This window comes from Thalassotalea sp. SU-HH00458 (genome assembly GCF_040362795.1).
Taxonomy (GTDB): Bacteria; Pseudomonadota; Gammaproteobacteria; order Enterobacterales; family Alteromonadaceae; genus Thalassotalea_H; species Thalassotalea_H castellviae.
The window spans coordinates 344666-363841 of the sequence record NZ_BAABWW010000002.1; the positions used below are offsets into that span (position 1 = coordinate 344666).

The window sequence follows — 19176 nt, forward strand, 5'->3', positions numbered from 1 at the left end:
GTAGATTAAAGAGACTAAAGTTATGTTCGAATTTTTAGCACTTTTTAATCTACACCTTATTTACCTTAACTAACGAAAGAATGGAGACTAAGTAATTATGTCTGAATTCCCAAACATTGATATTGATTCATTAGAAACCCAAGAGTGGTTAGAATCAATGGAATCGGTTTTAGAAAATGAAGGTCCAGAACGCGCACATTTTTTATTAGAAAAACTAATTGACCATGCTCGTCGTAGCGGTACACATTTACCTTTTGACGCAACGACTGCGTATGTGAACACTATCCCTCCAGGGCAAGAACCACATATGCCAGGCGATCAAACGATCGAAGCGCGTATTCGTGCGGCTATTCGTTGGAATGCATTAGTATTAGTACTTAGAGCGTCAAAAAAAGATCTGGAATTAGGTGGTCATATTGGTTCTTTTGCATCATCTGCGATGCTTTATGATGTAGGTTTTAACCACTTCTTTAAGGCCGCTTCACCAGAAGATGGTGGCGATTTTATTTTTGCTCAAGGCCATATTTCTCCAGGGATTTATGCACGTTCTTTCCTTGAAGGTGCATTAACTGAAGAACAATTAAATAACTTCCGTCAAGAAGTAGATGGTGGTGGTCTTTCTTCATATCCTCACCCACATTTAATGCCAGACTATTGGCAGTTTCCAACTGTTTCTATGGGCTTAGGTCCATTACAAGCTATTTATACTGCGCGTTTCTTAAAGTATTTAACGGATCGTGGTATTAAAGATTGTTCTGGCCAACGTGTTTACGCTTTCCTTGGTGACGGTGAAACAGATGAGCCAGAATCATTAGGTGCGATTGGTTTAGCGTCGCGCGAAGGTTTAGATAACTTAACGTTTGTTATTAACTGTAACTTACAACGCCTTGATGGACCTGTTCGTGGTAACGGTAAAATTATTCAAGAACTTGAAGGCACGTTCCGTGGTGCAGGCTGGGAAGTTACGAAAGTTATTTGGGGTTCATACTGGGATGCTTTATTAGCTCGCGATACTTCAGGTAAGTTATTGCAGTTGATGAATGAAACCGTGGATGGTGAGTACCAAAACTGTAAAGCGAAAGGTGGTAAATATACTCGCGAGAACTTCTTCAATAAGTATCCTGAAACGGCTGAAATGGTTGCAAACATGTCTGATGAAGACATCTGGCGTTTAAACCGTGGTGGTCATGATCCTGTTAAAGTTTATGCTGCATATGATAAAGCCATGAAAACTAAAGGTCGCCCAACGGTTATTCTTGCTAAAACGGTTAAAGGTTTTGGTTTAGGTACTGCCGGCGAAGGTTTAAATATTGCGCATAACGTAAAGAAAATGGACGTTGAGTCAATTAAATATTTCCGTGATCGTTTTAATATTCCAATTGCTGATGAAGATATTGGCGATTTACCTTATTACAAATTTCCAGAAGATAGTGTTGAATACAAATACATGAAAGAGCGTCGTGAAGCATTAGGTGGTTCATTACCTGCACGTCGTCAACAAGCGGAAGAAACGTTAGAAATTCCACCGCTTAAATCTTTTGATGCGATTTTAAAAGGTTCAGGTGAGCGTGAAGTTTCATCGACGATGACTTTTGTTCGTGTATTAAACAGCTTATTAAAAGATAAGAAAATTGGTAAGCGTATTGTGCCAATTATTCCTGATGAAGCGCGTACTTTTGGTATGGAAGGTTTATTCCGCCAAGTAGGTATTTATGCGAATGAAGGTCAAAAATATATTCCTCAAGATGCCGACCAAGTTGCTTATTATCGAGAAGATAAAAAAGGTCAGGTATTACAAGAAGGGATTAACGAATTAGGAGCGATGGCGTCTTGGGTTGCATCTGGTACTTCATATTCAACTTGTAACGCGACAACGATTCCATTTTATATTTATTACTCAATGTTTGGTTTTCAACGTGTTGGTGACTTAGCTTGGGCGGCAGGTGATTCGCAAGCACGTGGTTTCTTATTAGGGGCAACGGCAGGTCGTACTACGCTAAATGGCGAAGGTTTACAACATCAAGATGGCCACTCACATGTGCAAGCGGGATTAATTCCAAACTGTGTTACCTACGATCCAACATATGGTTATGAAGTGGCGGTTATTGTGCGCGACGGTTTACGTCGTATGTATGAAAACAATGAAAATATTTTCTACTACTTAACGTTAATGAATGAAAATTACCAACATCCTGCTTTCCCTGAAGATAGCAATGTTGCGGATGAAATCATTAAAGGTATTTATAAGCTTGAAACTGTTGCATCTAAAAAATCTGTTGCGAACGTTCAGTTAATGGGCTCAGGTACTATTTTATTACAAGTGCGAGAAGCTGCTCAGATTTTAAGTGCTGATTACAATATCTCAAGTGACGTTTATTCTGTTACTTCATTTAACGAATTAGCGCGTGACGGGCAAGAAGTGACTCGTCAAAACATGCTTAACCCTGAAGCAGAGCAAAAAGTACCTTATATCAGTACCGTTATCACTAAAGAAAATGGTCCTGCTATTGCTGCAACTGATTATGTGAAGTCTTATTCTGATCAAGTTAGAGCATTTATTGATACTGAATATCGTTGTTTAGGAACTGACGGTTTTGGTCGAAGCGATAGCCGTGCTAACTTACGTCGTCATTTTGAAGTTAATGCGGCTTATATTGTGGTAGCGTCATTATTTGAATTAGCCAACCGTGGTGACATTAAGTATTCGGTGGTTACTGAAGCGATCAAACGCTTTAATATTGATACTAACAAACTTAACCCACTTTACGCTTAATAAGGACTAGGAGAATAATTATGTCTGATATTCAACAAATACTAGTCCCAGATGTTGGTGGTGACGAAGTTGAAGTTATTGAAATTTGTTTTGCGGTTGGCGACACCTTAGAAGCTGATGAAGGTATTGTTACCGTTGAAACCGATAAAGCCTCTATGGATATTCCGGCACCCGTTGCCGGAGAACTCACTGCGTTAAATGTTGCCGTTGGCGATAAAATCAAAGAAGGCGACTTAATTGGTGAAATGAAAGTTTCTGGCGGTTCATCACAAGAAGCGCCGGCAGCTGAACCAGAGCCGGCTCCTGCAGTAGAAACGCCTGCTGAACCAGCACCAGCTGCTGAAGCGCCAGCCGAAGCACCTGTTGCTGCTGGCGGTAGTGAAGTGATTGATGTTGTAGTGCCAGATATTGGTGAAGATGGCGAAGTAGATGTCATTGATGTCTTGATTGCTGTGGGTGATGAAATTGCAGAAGAAGACGGTTTAATCACCTTGGAAACTGACAAAGCAACCATGGATGTACCTTCTTCACATGCAGGTATTGTTAAAGAAGTGTTAGTAGCTACTGGCGATAAAGTTAAGCAAGGCTCGTTAGTGATTAAATTAGAGACTAACAGTGGAGCTCCTGCAGCAATTGAACAACCAGCGGCGCCAGCACCTGCTGCACAAGCACCAAAAGCTGAAGTTACCGCGCCGGTGGAAAAGAAAGCCGCGCCAGTACCTCATCATCCTCAATCAGGGGTGAAATCTTCAGGCGCAATTTATACTTCTCCTTCTATTCGTCGATTAGCACGTGAATTTGGTGTTGATTTAACGTTAGTGAAGGGGACAGGTAATAAAAACCGTATCTTAAAAGAAGACGTTCAATCGTATGTTAAATATGAATTGTCTCGTCCTAAAGCGAGTGCTTCTAACTCAGTATCGGGTGGCAGTGGTGGTTTACAAGTAGTGGCGAGTAAACCTGTTGATTTTTCTAAGTTTGGTGAAATTGAAACGAAAGAATTATCACGTATTCAAAAGATATCTGGGCCATTTTTACATAAAAACTGGGTGACTATTCCACATGTAACGCAATTTGATGAAGCTGACATTACTAATGTTGAAGCATTCAGAAAAGAGCAAAATGTAGTTTGTGAAAAGCAAAAGCTTGGTTTTAAAATTACGCCGCTAGTCTTTATATTAAAAGCAGCGGCAGATGCACTGAAAACTTTCCCTACGTTTAACTCAAGTTTGAGTGAAGACGGCGAAAGCTTGATTTTGAAAAAGTATATTCACATTGGTGTAGCGGTTGATACACCGAATGGCTTGGTTGTTCCTGTAGTGCGTGATGTTGATAAAAAAGGCATTCATGAATTATCTCGTGAATTACTTGAAATTAGTATCAAAGCACGTGAAGGAAAATTAAAAGCGGCTGACATGCAAGGTGGCTGTTTTACTATTTCAAGTCTTGGTGGAATTGGTGGTACCGCGTTTACACCAATCGTTAATGCTCCTGAAGTGGCTATTTTAGGTGTTTCTAAATCTGAGATGAAACCTAAATGGAATGGTAAAGAATTTGAGCCTAAACTAATGTTACCTTTATCTATGTCATACGATCATCGTGTAATTGATGGCGCGTTAGCAGCACGATTTACGGTACATTTAGCAGGTGTGATGAGCGATATTCGTAAATTAATTTTGTAAAAGTAGTGATAAAAAAGTGAGAATGAGACAATCTTTCTCACTTTTTACTACTTTGGTCAAAGAAGGTACGATAAAAGATAGCGATTTGGTGCGAGTTTAAGTAAAATTCCGCCCAGAAAAATCATAAAAATTTATATTTGCTGCTTAACGTTGTAATAAAGTGGTGAGTGACAAAACAACAAGTTAATTGAGGTTAGCATGAGTAACGAAATTAAAACTCAAGTAGTCGTTTTAGGTGCAGGTCCAGGTGGTTATTCAGCAGCATTCCGTGCCGCTGATTTAGGTTTAGATGTCGTATTAGTTGAAAGCCGCGCTACGTTAGGTGGTGTTTGTTTAAATGTTGGTTGTATTCCTTCAAAAGCATTACTTCACGTAGCTAAAGTAATTGATGATGCAGCGGCAATGGCGTCTCATGGGGTTACCTTTGGTCAACCTAAAATTGATCTTGATAAAATTCGTAGCTGGAAAGAAGACGTTATTGGTCAATTAACGGGTGGCTTAGGCGGTATGTCTAAAGCGCGTAAAGTTAAAACAGTAACAGGTTATGGTAAATTCACTTCAGATAAAACGGTTGAAGTTGAAGGTGAAGACGGCAAGACTACAATCACATTTGATAATGCGATTATCGCCTGTGGTTCATCAGTTATCGATTTACCATTTATTCCAAATGATGATCCTCGTGTTATTGATTCAACGGGTGCATTAGAGTTAGAAGACGTACCGGGTGAAATGTTAGTACTTGGTGGCGGTATCATTGGTTTAGAAATGGGTACAGTTTATAACGCCTTAGGTTCTAATGTATCTGTGGTAGAATTTGCGGATCAATTAGTACCAGCTGCTGATAAAGATATCGTTAAAATTTATACTAATTTTAATAAGAAAAAATTCAACATCATGTTGTCTACTAAAGTGGTTGCAGTTGAAGCGAAAGATGATGGTTTATACGTAACATTTGAAGGCAAGAATGCGCCTGAAAAACAAGTGCGTTATGACAAAATTTTAGTAGCGGTTGGTCGTAAGCCAAATGGTCATTTAGTGGCTGCTGACAAAGCAGGCGTGAATGTTGACGAGCGTGGTTTTATTAACGTTTCTAACGAATTACGTACAAATGTAAACAATATTTTTGCGATTGGCGATGTGGTAGGTCAACCTATGCTTGCACATAAAGCGGTACACGAAGCACATGTTGCTGCTGAAGTTATTGCGGGTAAGAAACACGTATTTGATCCACGTTGTATCCCTTCAATTGCTTATACTGATCCTGAAATGGCTTGGGTTGGTGTGACTGAGCGTGAAGCGAAAGAGCAAGGTTTAAATATTGAAGTTGCTAACTTCCCATGGGCTGCTTCTGGTCGTGCTATTGCTTCAGCGCGTACCGAAGGTAAAACGAAAATGATCTTCGAAAAAGAAACTGGCCGAGTTCTTGGTGGTGCTATCGTTGGTATCAATGCTGGTGAAATGCTAGGTGAAATTTGTTTAGCAGTTGAAATGGGTGCTGACGCTGAAGATGTGGGTTTAACTATTCATGCTCACCCAACGTTAAACGAATCTATTGGTTTAGCGGCAGAAATTTTTGAAGGTTCAATTACTGATTTACCTAACGCTAAAGCCGTTAAAAAGAAAAAGTAATACGTACTTTATCAATATAAAAATAAAAGCCAGCATAACGCTGGCTTTTTATTTTTATTAACTTTAATATATTTATACATATAAATTATTCATGGAAGAATATGAAACTTATCACATACCTAATCGTAGTGATGGCGTTGATGTCAGCCGTTACGTTTGCAAAAAATCCCCCCCTTACTTATAAAGAATTCGGCCATTTACCTATGCTCGAATCACCTACTGTCTCACCCAATGGTCAGCTTATTGCGTCTGTCTTTAATTCTGAAGATGGTCCTAAAGTTGTGTTAAGTGAGTTTGCTTCAACTGAAATCACTACTTTAGTCCAATTGAGAAAGTCTGAAGATAGAATAGAAGATATTTATTGGGCGAATAATAATAGGCTACTTATTTCAGCAAGCTACTCTGAAAAAATAGTTAACAGATATTTTAGAATGAACCGTATTTTTTCTGTTGGAATAGACGGTAAAGAAATACGTGAATTGAAAACAAAAGTTGTTAAAGAGCTTGCTCCTTGGGAAAAAAGAGCGATGGCTGATATTCATTTAGTGTCATTACTAAAAGATGATAAAGAGCATGTTTTACTTCAAATGTATGATGTTAGAGATGAGGCCCAAGTTGTTTATAAAGTAAATGTATATGATGGTAAGTTTACTAAATTATTTGCGAATAGGTATAACGTTTTCAACTGGGTAGTTAATGAAAACGATACAGTAACCTTCGGTTATGGAGCGATGAAAGAAGATCCTGAAATTCGAACGATTTGGCATCGAAACAATGAGAAAGATGAGTGGCAGTTGTTACATAAACAAAAAGCTTTTGAAGGAGAAACTTTTATACCCATTGCTGTAGAAGGTAATAAATTGATCGTTTTAACGGATCATAAAACTCGACGCACGTCATTATGGGAATACGATATTGTTAGTGGAGAATATACTAAGTTAATTTATGGTCATGAAAAATACGACGTAAATAATGTCATTTATAATACTGGTCGTGATGAAATTATTGGTGTCACGTATTTTGAGCACTTTCGTCAAGATCATTATTTCTCTGAAAAAAATAACCAATTAGCAAAAATTGTAAATAATACGTTCAAAGGCTTTTATACCAATATATACAGTAAAAACAAAGATGATACTAAATTGCTTATTTTCGCTGCAAAAGATAATAGTCCGAGCAAGTTTTTTTGGTTAGATCTCGCAAATAAAAAAGGTGGCTTATGGTTCAGCCAGTTTCCATATCTTGAAAATCAACCTCTTGCTAATGTTATACCGATAAATTTTGACGCTCGTGACGGTGTTCCATTAAGTGGTTATTTGACTATGCCAATTAAGAATATGGCAACTAAACCGCCATTAATAATTTGGCCGCATGGTGGTCCTATAGGTATTCGAGATTACCAATACTTTGATCCTTATGTGCAATTTTTTACTAATAAAGGGTTTGCCGTTTTACAAGTCAATTATAGGGGGTCCGGAGGGTTTGGCTCTGATTTCCAGACTTCTGGCTATCATGAGTGGGGACAGAAAATGCAAGAAGATCTCTATGATGGTATACATTGGTTGCAAACTAAAAATTTAGTTGATGAAGATAATTCATGTTTCGCGGGTTATAGTTATGGCGGTTATGCGGCATTGACTGCTGCTTTTCAACAACCTGATAAATATAAATGTATTATTAGCATTGCAGGGGTAAGTGATTTATTAGAGCTTGCTGAGAAAGATTATAAATGGGAAGGTAGAATTAGAGCTCATATAGTTAACACTATTGGAGACCCCACCAATGATGAAATTGCAAATACTTTAAAAGAAAACTCAGCTATATATCATTTAAATAAAATTAAAGCCCCCATTTTATTGTTGCATGGAACGCACGATACGCAAGTTAGATTAAATCAATCAAAAGAATTTTATGAGAAAGCTAAGTCAGCAGGGTTAAAGGTAAAATATGTTGAATTTAAGCATGGAACTCATTACTTAGACGAGTCTGAAAATAGATTAAAAGCTTTTGGTGAGTTAGATGCCTTTTTATCAAAACATTTATTAAATAAATAAATAAATAAATTAAATCCTGAAAATAAAAGCCAGCATAACGCTGGCTTTTTAATGTCTTAGAAAGTGAGCTTGAATTATCTTTTTATCGCAACTTTCTTAGTCGTTTGTACTTTTGCTTGAATACGTCTGTTTTGAGCATGAGCCGCTGGCGTGTTAGCTTCATTCACTAATTGTGCTTCACCGTGACCAATTGCCGTTAATCGGCTTTGTTCTATAGCAAAGTTATTCACTAATACATCAACGATTGCTTGAGCACGTTTTTCAGAAAGTTGCTGGTTGTAAGCCGCTTCACCAACAGCAGAGGTGTGACCATTGATCGTTAAATCAACATGAGAATATTGCTTCATAAACTCAGCAACTCTAGCAATTTCAGATAAATACTGCTCATCAACATCACTCTTATTGTTAGCAAAGTTAACAATTAAGTTAATGGTTTCTTGTTGCTCTGTAAAAATAGTACAACCGTTAGCATCAACTTTGTCAGTCATTGGAGTATTTGAACATTGATCGTTTGCGTCAAATACACCATCGGCATCTGAATCTTTTGGAGCAGAAACTGCCTTGTTAGTTGGCTGAGCAGCTACTTTTTTAGCGTGTTTAATAGGTGCGGGTTTCGTACCAAAATAATAAACAAAACCAATTTTAGAAGAGTAATCAACATAGTGATCATCGAATTGGTAATGACTTTTTCCTTCAATATAAAGTGCGGTGTTCTCACTTAAGTAATGACGATAGCCCATACCTAAATCAGCAGATAGATTAGAATGATTGATGTCTAAAAAGTCAGCACCGGCAACAAAGTAAAAATTTGCTTTTTTAGGGAAATATAATAAATCAAAGGCGGTACTCGTGCCTGACGGTACATCGAAACCTTTATGACCGGTATCTATGTTTAATTTTGATAATGATAAACGTGCTTCATAAAAAGGGGTGATACGGTAACCGAATTCACCACCAAATCCCGCAGCGCCATCAATAGCTGACTTACTGTCCGAAGTGAATAAACGGTCTAGGTCAGTTTTGAAGTACGTTAAATGTCCACCTAGGTAAGTGTTCCCTACTAATGAATCAGCATCAGGCTGTTCGCTTGCTGAAGCGGTGAAAGATAAGGTTGCAAAACATATGGCTTGGCAAAGCCTTGAAGCATTAAATAGACGCATTAAATATATTCCTTTTTCGTCGTCAAAATGAAGTAAATAATTATGGTGTATTTTACTTTATTCTTTATAGCAAGTGATATAAATATTTCCAAATTGCCGATAAATAGCTGTTAAATTACCGAAAAAGCAGTAGATATTAAGCAATGTGTTATATTCAATGAAGGAAGTTATGAAAACTGAGATTAGTTGAGGAGAGAAAAATGAAGAGAATATTTGTGATAATTTTATGTTTACAAATTTCGTCTTGTACTTTGGTAAAAAATGATTCAAATAACTGGGATTTTGATCATGATTTACAGTTTAATCAACAACAATTATCAGAAAATGTTTACCAAGTCGTGATTCATCGCAAAAAAAATACTCGATTTACTCAGCTTTCCTCTTTTTTACTACGTCATGCTTTAGAGGTGTGTCAGGTGTACGGTTTTAAACTTGAGCTCTTAGAAGGTGTGGAAGGTTTTTATGATAAACAAGTGGCGAAAAGTTACATACAACCGGATTTAAAGGCAATAATAGAGTGCCCTAAAAAATAGCAAAAAAAAGGGTTACTTCTAAATATTTCCAAGAAGTAACCCTTTATTGTTTTTGTAGTGTAAACCTTAGATAAGAGGATTAAACTACTTTAATTGGTACCGCTTGAGCAACGTACTTAGTGCTCATTGCTTGTGTTGGCGGAGCAAAACGTGTCAAATTAATACCTTCAACAGCGGCGAGGTACTCATCCATTGTCGGGAAACGACCTAATACCGATGATAGTACTACAAGCGGTGTAGAGCCTAGTAAAGATTCACCTTTTTTCTCGGTAGTATCTGCCACGACTCGACCTTGGAACAAGCGTGTAGACGTAGCAATAACGGTATCACCTGGTTCAGCTTTTTCTTGGTTACCCATACATAAGTTACAACCTGGGCGTTCTAGATAAAGAATGTTGTCATATTTAGTACGTGCTTCGCCTTTAGGTTTAGCATCATCAAATACAAAACCTGCGTATTTCTCTAAAATATCCCAGTCACCTTCAGCTTTTAACTCGTCAACAATATTATATGTTGGTGGAGCAACCACTAATGGTGCTTTAAATTCAATCGCACCATTTTGTTTCTCAAGATTACGTAACATTTGAGCGATAATTTGCATATCACCTTTGTGAACCATACAAGAGCCCACAAAACCTAAATCAACAGGCTTGCCATTATAGAATGAAACAGGGCGAATCACATCGTGGGTATAACGCTTTGATACATCTTCGTTGTTTACATCAGGATCGGCGATCATCGGCTCATCGATAGCATCTAAATCGACTAATACTTCTGCGTAGTATTTAGCATTATCATCCGGTGATAATGCCGGTTGCTCACCAGACTGAATGCCAGCGATACGCTCATCAGCTAATTTAATAAGTCCTTTCAACATGCCCGCTTCGTTATCCATACCTTTATTGATCATGATTTGAATACGACTTTTTGCAAGTTCAATAGACTTAATTAACGTTTCATCGTTAGAAATACAGATTGAAGCTTTCGCTTTCATTTCTGCTGTCCAGTCTGTGAAAGTAAATGCTTGGTCAGCTAATAAAGTGCCAATATGAACTTCGATGATACGACCTTGGAATACGTTTTCTCCGCCGAACTGCTTAAGCATTTGTGCTTGTGTTGCATGAACAACGTCACGGAAATCCATATGACCTTTCATATCACCTTTAAAAGTAACTTTTACAGATTCTGGGATAGGCATTGCAGACTCACCGGTGGCAAGCGCGATAGCAACCGTACCCGAGTCAGCACCAAAGGCAACACCTTTAGACATACGAGTATGAGAATCACCACCAATAATAATAGCGCGATCATCAATGGTAATATCATTTAATACCTTATGAATAACGTCAGTCATTGCATGGTATTCGCCTTTTGGATCACGAGCTGTGATTAAACCAAATGCATTCATAAAGCTCATTAACTTAGGGATATTCGCTTGTGCTTTGCTATCCCACACTGAAGCGGTATGACAACCAGATTGATAAGCACCGTCTACTAATGGAGAAATAGTCGAAGCAGCCATTGCTTCTAATTCCTGACAAGTCATAGGGCCAGTTGTATCTTGAGAGCCAACGATATTTACCTTAACACGCACGTTTGAACCTGAATGTAGAGGTGTTTCTGAAGCAACTCCCACAGCATTTCGGTTAAATATTTTTTCAACAGCCGTTAAGCCTTGTCCTTCATGTGATATTTCTTTCGAAGGTGCATATACTTGAGGGGCTTCAATTCCTAATGTTTCAGCAGCAAAGGTTTGTAATTTTTTACCAAAAGTAACCGCGTAAGAGCCACCAGCTTTCATGAATTCCACTTTTTGCGGAGTGAATGCTGAAGAAACATCGACTAATTCTTTATCGCCGTTATATAATTTTTTCGCTTTTGTATCGATCGTAAGCACAGTGCCTGTGGCAACTGAATATGCTTCTTCTAATACTGGGTCGCCATTTTCATCTGTAACCGTATTACCGTTCGCGTCTACTTTCTTCACCCAATTTTTAAGGTCAAGACCAATACCGCCCGTGACATCAACGGTAGTTAAGAAAATTGGAGCAATACCGTTAGTACCAGCAACAACCGGTGCGATGTTAATAAAAGGCACATACGGACTTGCTTGCTTACCCGCCCAAAGTGCAACGTTATTGACACCAGACATACGTGATGAACCTACACCCATAGTACCTTTTTCAGCAATAAGCATGACTTTTGCATTTGGGTGCTTGGCTTGTAACGCTTGAATTTCTTCTTGAGCTTCTGGAGTGATCATACATTTACCATGCAATTCACGATCAGCTCGAGAGTGGGCTTGATGACCAGGAGAAAGTAAATCAGTTGAGATGTCACCTTCACCAGCAATGTATGTTACTACATCAATTTTCTCTTCAATATCAGGTAATTTAGTGAAAAACTCTGCTTGAGCAAAGCTTTCTAAAAGTGCTTTAGCAACAAGGTTGCCTGCTTTGAAAGCTGCTTCGATACGCGCCATGTCAGCGTCGTATAAGAATACTTGAGTTTTTAACACGTCAGCAGCTGGGTTTGCAACCGTAGGGTTATCGCTTAAGGCAAGATCAAGTAGTACTTCAATTGAAGGACCGCCTTTCATATGTGAAAGTAATTCAAATGCGAACTCAGGCGTGATTTCGGCTACTGATTCTTGACCTAAGATGATCTCTTTTAGGAATTTTGCTTTGACACCAGCAGCACTGGTTGTGCCTGGTAATGTGTTGTAAATAAAGAAGTTCAGTGAATCTTGGCGATACTGATTTTCTTTATCTTTAATTTGCGTGATAATTTCTGATAATAAATCTGCGCTATCAATTGGTTTAGGAGCTAGGCCTAGCTCATTTTTACGATTTTCAATTTCTTTGATGTATTCCAAATAAAGACTCATTTAATACTCTCTTTAGGATTGATATGCTAATGTAAATTTAACGAGGGGATAATTTATCTCCCTAGTTTACCTTATTTCCTATCTGACATAAATCATTTGCTTTAATACACGCTATTCACGATATTTATATCAATAACAAAATATAGTCATGCAATTTATATACTCTTGACTTTAAAATAAGAATAAAAAGCAGTAATTTTTATCAGTTACTTTGTCATTATTAACTCTTTAGTATTGATGAAAATTGTCTGGGATCAAATAAATCGTACAAAAAATCATCAAGATGTTTTTACTTTAAACGTGACTGTTTGAAAGTGGCTTTAACGTAAGAATATATAAAGGGTTTGAAGCAAGATACCATCAACTTTTTATTGGTCATAAAAAACCACTGATAACAGTGGTTTTATGAAGATAATAAAAAGTACCGATAAAAATTAATCAGTTCTTTTCGTTACTTCGACTAAATGATAACCAAATTGGGTTTTAACGGGTCCTTGTACTTTATTGAGTTCAGCGTTAAATACCACCTCTTCAAATTCTTGCACCATTTGTCCTTTTCCAAATGAACCTAGTGCTCCGCCTTGCATTTTTGATGGACAGTTAGAATGCTCTTTGGCAACTTCAGCAAAATCGCTACCTGATTCTATCTCACTTTTTAATGCTAGACATTGTTCTTCTGTATCGACAAGAATGTGTCGGGCTGATGCTGTTACCATTATTCACCTTTAATTTGAACTAAAATATCGGCTAACAATATCGTATTATTCACGTAAGGAATACTGGTTTTTCATTATAATTTATTCTTTAGTTTGTTTGTTGATTTTTTGTACTAATTAATTGTTATTTATGAACATTATCGGGATTTAGTCAGTTGACTAATCACGTGTTTTTTAATTACTTGATATCTAAATAAAATGTATTCACACTTTTAATCATTAAAATATTTAAAAATTAATGTAAATATTTTCAAACTATTTTCACTTCGTACTCTACTTTAATAATAACGAACAAGTTATTTAACAAAAACAATAGGACATTGCGTGTTTGAACGAAGCGATGAAACGCTAGTAAAGCAAGCGCTTAACGGGAAAAAGTCAGCATGGATAACGCTGGTTAAGCGTTATGAAAAGCATTTATTTAATTACACCTTGCGAATGGTCAGTAATAGAGAAGATGCGATGGATCTGATGCAAGATGTGTTTGTCGCAGTCTTTCGTAATTTGTCATCTTTTCGTGGCGACAGTCCATTTAAAGGTTGGCTCTTTAAAATTGCTCATTACCGCTGTATTGAATTTTATCGCCGGAAAAAACCGATGCAATCTCTTGACGATACACCGGAACAAGAAGAGGTAGATGATAGTACATGCCCAGAGTTTAACTTTTCATCTGGACAACAAGCGCAAGATATTCAAAAAGCGTTACAACATTTACCTTTTAATCAAAAAATAGTGGTTGAGTTAAAGTTTTTTCAACATGCAACATTTGAAGATATTTCATATCAGTTAGGAATTTCGATAAATACCGCTAAATCGCGACTTTATAGCGCGCTAGATAAATTAAAAGATCATTTGGAGTTGGATTATGTCTGAAAATAAAGATACCGACCTTGAACAAAATTTTGCTCAGTGGTTAGCCAGAAAAACGAGCGATAAAAATAAGCAAATCGATGATGTAGAGTTCGAGCAAGATAGCCAATGGCATGACAGAATGGCCACCGTTAATAAGCTTGCGCATTATGTTGATATTGCGAATGAACACAATGTGCCTCATTGGGACAGAGGCTCAACATTTACGTCTGATAAAAAGCCTTGGTGGCAATGGAGTGCTTTACCTGCCATGTCATTTGCTTTTTCGTGTTTTGCCATAGCGTTAGTGTTATTAAAAGTAGAATTAATTGTAAAACCGGAAGGTGTGATGTTGAGCTTTGCCGACAATTACCAAGCAAGTCATCAAGCGAGTCAGGATGAAAGAATTGCTCAACTTGTTGATCAAAAATTGCAGGCATTTGCCAGCGAACAACAAGTGATTCTTGCGAATTATGCTGCGGATATCAAGGTAAAGCAGCAAGAGAGTAATTTACAATTGGCCAGTTATGTTATTGGCGCATCGCGTCAGGAACGTAAAGAAGATCTGTCTGATTTTATTAAATATATAAACGAGCAACGTGCTGACGAGCAATTTCAGCAAAAAATGAAATTTAAAGAGTTAGAGCAAACGATTAACTATCGCACAACTCAATTAGATAAGCGTTTAGATAGAAATTTACCAAATTTAGGTTTGCAGTCGACACCTGCAGACTGGACAACAGAGGAATGATCATTATGAAAAAATTAACACCCTTAGTTTCCGCGTTAGTTCTAGCTTTTTCTGGCAATGTAATTGCTAGTGAATTTGACACTATGCACAAACAACTCAATATTATGAGCAAGATTATTACCTCATCAGTTGCAGTTCAAGAAGGACGGAAAAGTTCGAAAATAAACAGTGTAGAAAGTACTTATTTGAAAGGCCAGGGCGTTGTTTTTACCATAAACTCAAGCTCACGTTCAAATAACTGGGGCAACTATAAATTTGATTTTGTCATGCCTGATCTACCGCCGGTAGCGCCATTACCACCTACGGCTGAAATTGCGAATTCCGTGATAGTTGAAATGTCACATGACGAAGAGTTTCAAGAAAATATCAGTGAACAGGTTTCAAATGCCATGGAAATAGCGGCAGAAAGTTATGAACGTGCCATTGATTCACTAAATAACGATAGAGAGCTTTCCCGAGAATTACGAGATCAGCAACGTGATTTAGCTTATCAAGTAAGAGATCTTGAACGTGAAAAGCGTGACTTGGAATATCAGATGCGTCGAGCTGATGAAAATTCTAAAGAAGAGTTAGCCGAAAAAGTGAAAACGCTAAAAGCAATGGAAAAAGAAATCGAGAAAGAGCGTTTGAAGTTGACTGAAAAATCCAATGCTTTAAGCAAAAAACAAAAGGAAAAGAAATTAGCGCAAGAGCAAGAACGTGTTAAATATTATCAAGGATTAACCGCTTCTTTAGTCGATACTTTTTGTTTATACGGGAATGGTTTAAGGGCTGTACCAAAAAATGAAAACGTCAGTTTGATTATTAAATCAGCGGGTGATAAAGAAGCTCGTCGTTATAAAGATAAAATTTATGTATTTAGTAAACAAGACATAAGTGATTGTGCTGCGGATAAGATCAACGTGGCAAAATTGCTAGAAAAGGGCAAAGGATATCAATTTTAAATCAACAGGTTAATTTAAGAATCTGAAGTAAAAAGCCGTTCATTGAACGGCTTTTTTAGTATTCGATTTTGTGAATCTAGGCGACATAAAAATTAACAGTGTTAATAAATTCGAACGTTATTGTTGATATTTAAATCATCCGTTGAATCTTTTTTTTCGGCGATGGGATAGTCTTTAGCATTATCAATATACGATAAAAACATCTGTAACTTATCGTTAAATATGGCAGAAAGTTCGTAAAGTTCGTTTTTCTTCTTTGACTGACAGCTTTTATAGGTGACTTTTTTCGATGAAATACTCGGTAAAATAAAGTTTTTATGAGTATACGCTATTTTTTTTGTTGCAATTTCTACTGATTTTTTAGCGTTGTTTTCTACGTTTACCACAAACATGAGTAAATCGTCTTGTTGAATAATTTTCTCGTTCACCGTAGTTATTTTATGGTTTGTTGCATTGGCAACAGTACATGCAAGCGTAAATACGCCAGTTATCAGTAGAGTTTTCCCCAGTGATATCATTGTTCCATCCTCGCCCAAGTTTCACTATCTATTGCTACATTTATTTAACATATGAAACAACAGTAGTTGCATTTTAACTGTAAATGCAAATTGATGCTATTGCTATTTTTATGGGATAAGAGGTCAGTTTTATGGGATTAAATGCTTATAACGATGTCTTTCTTCAGCTAAAAAGCGTGGATTGATATGTTTATAGAGTGTTAATTATAGATTTACTTTGACATCACAAAATGTAAAAAATCCGTTTTTTACATTTTGAAAGTCAGTTGGTCAGCTGTTATATCGAATTGCTTTGCTTTTTCTTTAGTCTAAATTGATGTAACAGAGGCTCTGTGTAGCCGTTAGGTTGAATTTCACCTTTAAAAACTAAGTCACAGGCTGCTTGAAAAGCAATGCTGTTGTCTAAATCGTCAGACATCTTAGTATATAGAGGATCTGTACTATTTTGTTCATCAACGATTTTTGCCATTTTGCTAAGGCTCGCCAAGACCATTTCTTTGCTACATATATTATGTTTTAACCAATTAGCCATATGTTGACTTGAGATCCGAAGTGTTGCTCTATCTTCCATTAAACCAACATCGTTTATATCTGGCACTTTTGAACAACCAACACCTTGGTCTATCCATCGTACAACATAACCTAGAATGCCTTGGGAGTTATTATCTAGTTCATGTTGAATTTCACTAGTAGACCAGTGGGTATCTTTGGCTAAAGGTATAGTTAAAATATCATCGACATTGGCAGGTGTACGTTTTTGAATCTTTTTCTGTAAATCAAATACATTAACCCGATGGTAATGCAGTGCATGAAGCGTTGCTGCTGTCGGTGAAGGAACCCAAGCAGTATTTGCACCAGCTTCAACATGATTAATTTTCGTCGCTAACATATTTGCCATTTGATCTGGTATTGGCCACATACCTTTACCTATTTGGGCTTTGCCACTAAAACCGCAGGCTAAACCTACATCAACATTATTATCTTCGTATGCATTGATCCAAGGTGTTAGCTTTATGTCGGCTTTACGTTCCATAGCACCGGCAGACATAGACGTATGTATTTCATCTCCTGTTCTATCTAAAAAGCCTGTATTAATAAATACCACTCTTTCTTTTGCGGCAAATATACAAGCTTTTAAATTCACACTGGTACGTCTTTCTTCATCCATAATGCCAATTTTTATGGTGTTTTTGGCTAAAGATAAAGCTTGTTCAACTTGTTCAAATAGTAAGTTTGCAAAGGCAACTTCTTCAGGGCCGTGCATTTTAGGTTTAACAATATAGATTGATTGTTCGGCACTATTGCTTAATTGAGTTTTTTCTTGAATATCGTAAAGGGCGATTAATGAAGTGATCATCGCGTCTAGAATACCTTCAGGTACTTCTTCGCCAGTTGATGTTAAAATGGCATTATTCGTCATTAAATGGCCAACGTTTCGAATAAACATTAAGCTTCGACCTTTTAACTTCAGCTCGTTGCCGTCAGTTGTTTTGTAGTAACGATCTGGCGCCATGGCACGAATAAAACTTTGACCGTTTTTAGAGATGTTTTCAGTTAACTCACCTTTGTTTAAACCTAGCCAGTTTTTGTAGGCAAGTACTTTATCTTCGGCATCAACCGCTGCAACTGAGTCTTCACAATCCATAATGGTGGTTAACGCAGATTCTAAAGTAATATCACTGATTCTTGCTTTATCACTTTGGCCAATAACACTTTCTTTATTGAAATTTATTTCAAAATGCAGGCCGTTATTCATAAATAACAGGCATGAAGGATCACTGGCTTCTCCTTGAAAAGCTAGGTATTGTTGAGCTGATTGTAGGAGAGTTTCATCACCATTATCTAAGGTAATGGTTAACGTGTTATTCTTTAAACCATAATGTTTAGCTTGATGATGTGAGCCAGATTGTAATGGTAAATGTGTGTCAAGAAAGTCGCGTGCGAAAGCAATCACTTTAGTGCCGCGAACCGGATTATAATTGCCTTGTCGCTCTGCACCATCGTCTTCTGAAATGATGTCTGTACCATATAAAGCATCATATAAACTTCCCCAACGCGCGTTCACGGCATTGAGTGCAAACCTTGCATTCATTATAGGTACGACTAATTGTGGTCCTGCCATGGTTGCTAATTCTTTATCAACATTTTCTGTTGAGATGTGAAAATCTTCTACCTGAGGTACTAAGTAACCAATTTCAGAAAGGAAGGCTTTATATTCTGAAAAATTAAATGCTGGCCCTTGATGTGACTGATGCCATTGATCAATTTGTAATTGCAATGTATCTCGTGTGGTAAGCAATTTTTTATTTACCGGCATTAAGTTTTCTATAATCTTGGCAAAATTGTGCCAAAAGTTATTAGAATCAATAGATAAACCAACCAGTACGTCTTGCTCAATAAAATCATAAAGGCATTGTGCTACTTGTAAATTGGCTATGTTTTTTCTTTGAGACATAAATAATTCCTTTAATGATTTGAATTGGAAAGTTTTCATTATTCGTTACAGTTTCTAGCGATGAATGTAAAAATTTTCTGGCAAACAAGCAATAGCTCTAACTAGTCAAAAAAAATTATAATGAGTATTTCCAAGTAAGTGATTTTTTAAAGTGTGTATAACTTATTGTAAAATATGTGTTTATCTTTGGTGTTTTTATTTTTTGTGCTTCATTGAGCATTGTAT

13 protein-coding genes are annotated in these 19176 nt (G+C 37.1%); 8 read left to right on the plus strand and 5 right to left on the minus strand.

Annotated elements, in window-relative coordinates; all coding sequences use genetic code 11:
* Positions 1-97: 97 nt before the first annotated feature.
* The 4 genes from aceE (at position 98) to ABXH06_RS04480 (ending at position 8138) form a co-directional block, all read left to right on the plus strand.
* Positions 98-2773, plus strand: coding sequence for a pyruvate dehydrogenase (acetyl-transferring), homodimeric type (gene aceE, locus ABXH06_RS04465; protein ID WP_311579443.1), 2676 nt, complete (start codon positions 98-100; stop codon positions 2771-2773).
* 20 nt (positions 2774-2793) lie between these two features.
* Positions 2794-4455, plus strand: coding sequence for a dihydrolipoyllysine-residue acetyltransferase (aceF, locus tag ABXH06_RS04470; protein WP_311579446.1), 1662 nt, complete (start codon positions 2794-2796; stop codon positions 4453-4455).
* 198 nt (positions 4456-4653) lie between these two features.
* Entirely contained in the window at positions 4654-6084 is a 1431-nt protein-coding gene (gene lpdA, locus ABXH06_RS04475) for a dihydrolipoyl dehydrogenase (protein ID WP_311579449.1), read from the plus strand.
* 101 nt (positions 6085-6185) lie between these two features.
* The gene (locus ABXH06_RS04480; RefSeq protein ID WP_311579452.1) at positions 6186-8138 is read left to right on the plus strand and encodes an alpha/beta hydrolase family protein; all 1953 of its coding nucleotides are present in this window, start codon (positions 6186-6188) and stop codon (positions 8136-8138) included.
* 74 nt (positions 8139-8212) lie between these two features.
* On the opposite strand, the gene ABXH06_RS04485 is transcribed toward ABXH06_RS04480, so the two are convergent.
* On the minus strand, positions 8213-9298 hold the full coding sequence (locus ABXH06_RS04485; protein ID WP_353517425.1) for an OmpA family protein: 1086 nt from the start codon (positions 9296-9298) through the stop codon (positions 8213-8215).
* Positions 9299-9498: 200 nt separating this feature from the next.
* Between ABXH06_RS04485 and ABXH06_RS04490 the strand changes: the two genes are divergently transcribed.
* Positions 9499-9831, plus strand: a complete 333-nt coding sequence (locus ABXH06_RS04490) for a hypothetical protein (RefSeq protein WP_311579457.1) — start codon at positions 9499-9501, stop codon at positions 9829-9831.
* 79 nt (positions 9832-9910) lie between these two features.
* Here the strand turns inward: ABXH06_RS04490 and ABXH06_RS04495 are convergent, their stop codons facing one another.
* A complete protein-coding gene (locus ABXH06_RS04495) occupies positions 9911-12718 on the minus strand; it encodes a bifunctional aconitate hydratase 2/2-methylisocitrate dehydratase (protein WP_353517426.1) in 2808 nt (935 codons plus the stop codon).
* Positions 12719-13152: 434 nt separating this feature from the next.
* Positions 13153-13434, minus strand: coding sequence for a peptidylprolyl isomerase (locus ABXH06_RS04500; protein ID WP_353517427.1), 282 nt, complete (start codon positions 13432-13434; stop codon positions 13153-13155).
* Between the two features lie 324 nt (positions 13435-13758).
* Here ABXH06_RS04500 and ABXH06_RS04505 point away from each other — a divergent pair, with 324 nt between their 5' ends.
* Genes ABXH06_RS04505 through ABXH06_RS04515 form a run of 3 tightly spaced genes read left to right on the plus strand, consistent with a single transcriptional unit; the run spans position 13759 to position 15978 of the window.
* Positions 13759-14307: an RNA polymerase sigma factor gene (locus tag ABXH06_RS04505; RefSeq protein WP_311579465.1), complete on the plus strand. Its 549-nt coding sequence runs from the start codon at positions 13759-13761 to the stop codon at positions 14305-14307.
* Positions 14300-15034, plus strand: a complete 735-nt coding sequence (locus tag ABXH06_RS04510; RefSeq protein WP_353517428.1) for a hypothetical protein — start codon at positions 14300-14302, stop codon at positions 15032-15034. Before ABXH06_RS04505 ends, ABXH06_RS04510 begins: the two co-directional genes overlap by 8 nt.
* Before the next feature lie 5 nt (positions 15035-15039).
* A complete protein-coding gene (locus ABXH06_RS04515; protein WP_353517429.1) occupies positions 15040-15978 on the plus strand; it encodes a hypothetical protein in 939 nt (312 codons plus the stop codon).
* Positions 15979-16079: 101 nt separating this feature from the next.
* Here ABXH06_RS04515 and ABXH06_RS04520 read toward each other — a convergent pair whose 3' ends face one another.
* The gene (locus ABXH06_RS04520) at positions 16080-16496 is read right to left on the minus strand and encodes a hypothetical protein (RefSeq protein ID WP_353517430.1); all 417 of its coding nucleotides are present in this window, start codon (positions 16494-16496) and stop codon (positions 16080-16082) included.
* Positions 16497-16773: 277 nt separating this feature from the next.
* Complete coding sequence (locus ABXH06_RS04525; RefSeq protein WP_311579477.1) at positions 16774-18951, minus strand: malate synthase G; 2178 nt, start codon at positions 18949-18951, stop codon at positions 16774-16776.
* Between the last annotated feature and the right edge of the window lie 225 nt (positions 18952-19176).

Excerpts from the sequence above, each read along its gene's own strand:
- lpdA (WP_311579449.1), top strand. The coding sequence starts at position 4,654 with ATGAGTAACGAAATTAAAACTCAAGTAGTCGTTTTAGGTGCAGGTCCA.
- aceE (WP_311579443.1), top strand. The coding sequence starts at position 98 with ATGTCTGAATTCCCAAACATTGATATTGATTCATTAGAAACCCAAGAG.
- ABXH06_RS04510 (WP_353517428.1), top strand. The coding sequence starts at position 14,300 with ATGTCTGAAAATAAAGATACCGACCTTGAACAAAATTTTGCTCAGTGG.
- ABXH06_RS04525 (WP_311579477.1), bottom strand. The coding sequence starts at position 18,951 with ATGTCTCAAAGAAAAAACATAGCCAATTTACAAGTAGCACAATGCCTT.
- ABXH06_RS04480 (WP_311579452.1), top strand. The coding sequence starts at position 6,186 with ATGAAACTTATCACATACCTAATCGTAGTGATGGCGTTGATGTCAGCC.
- aceF (WP_311579446.1), top strand. The coding sequence starts at position 2,794 with ATGTCTGATATTCAACAAATACTAGTCCCAGATGTTGGTGGTGACGAA.
- ABXH06_RS04520 (WP_353517430.1), bottom strand. The coding sequence starts at position 16,496 with ATGATATCACTGGGGAAAACTCTACTGATAACTGGCGTATTTACGCTT.
- ABXH06_RS04490 (WP_311579457.1), top strand. The coding sequence starts at position 9,499 with ATGAAGAGAATATTTGTGATAATTTTATGTTTACAAATTTCGTCTTGT.
- ABXH06_RS04500 (WP_353517427.1), bottom strand. The coding sequence starts at position 13,434 with ATGGTAACAGCATCAGCCCGACACATTCTTGTCGATACAGAAGAACAA.
- ABXH06_RS04515 (WP_353517429.1), top strand. The coding sequence starts at position 15,040 with ATGAAAAAATTAACACCCTTAGTTTCCGCGTTAGTTCTAGCTTTTTCT.
- ABXH06_RS04485 (WP_353517425.1), bottom strand. The coding sequence starts at position 9,298 with ATGCGTCTATTTAATGCTTCAAGGCTTTGCCAAGCCATATGTTTTGCA.
- ABXH06_RS04495 (WP_353517426.1), bottom strand. The coding sequence starts at position 12,718 with ATGAGTCTTTATTTGGAATACATCAAAGAAATTGAAAATCGTAAAAAT.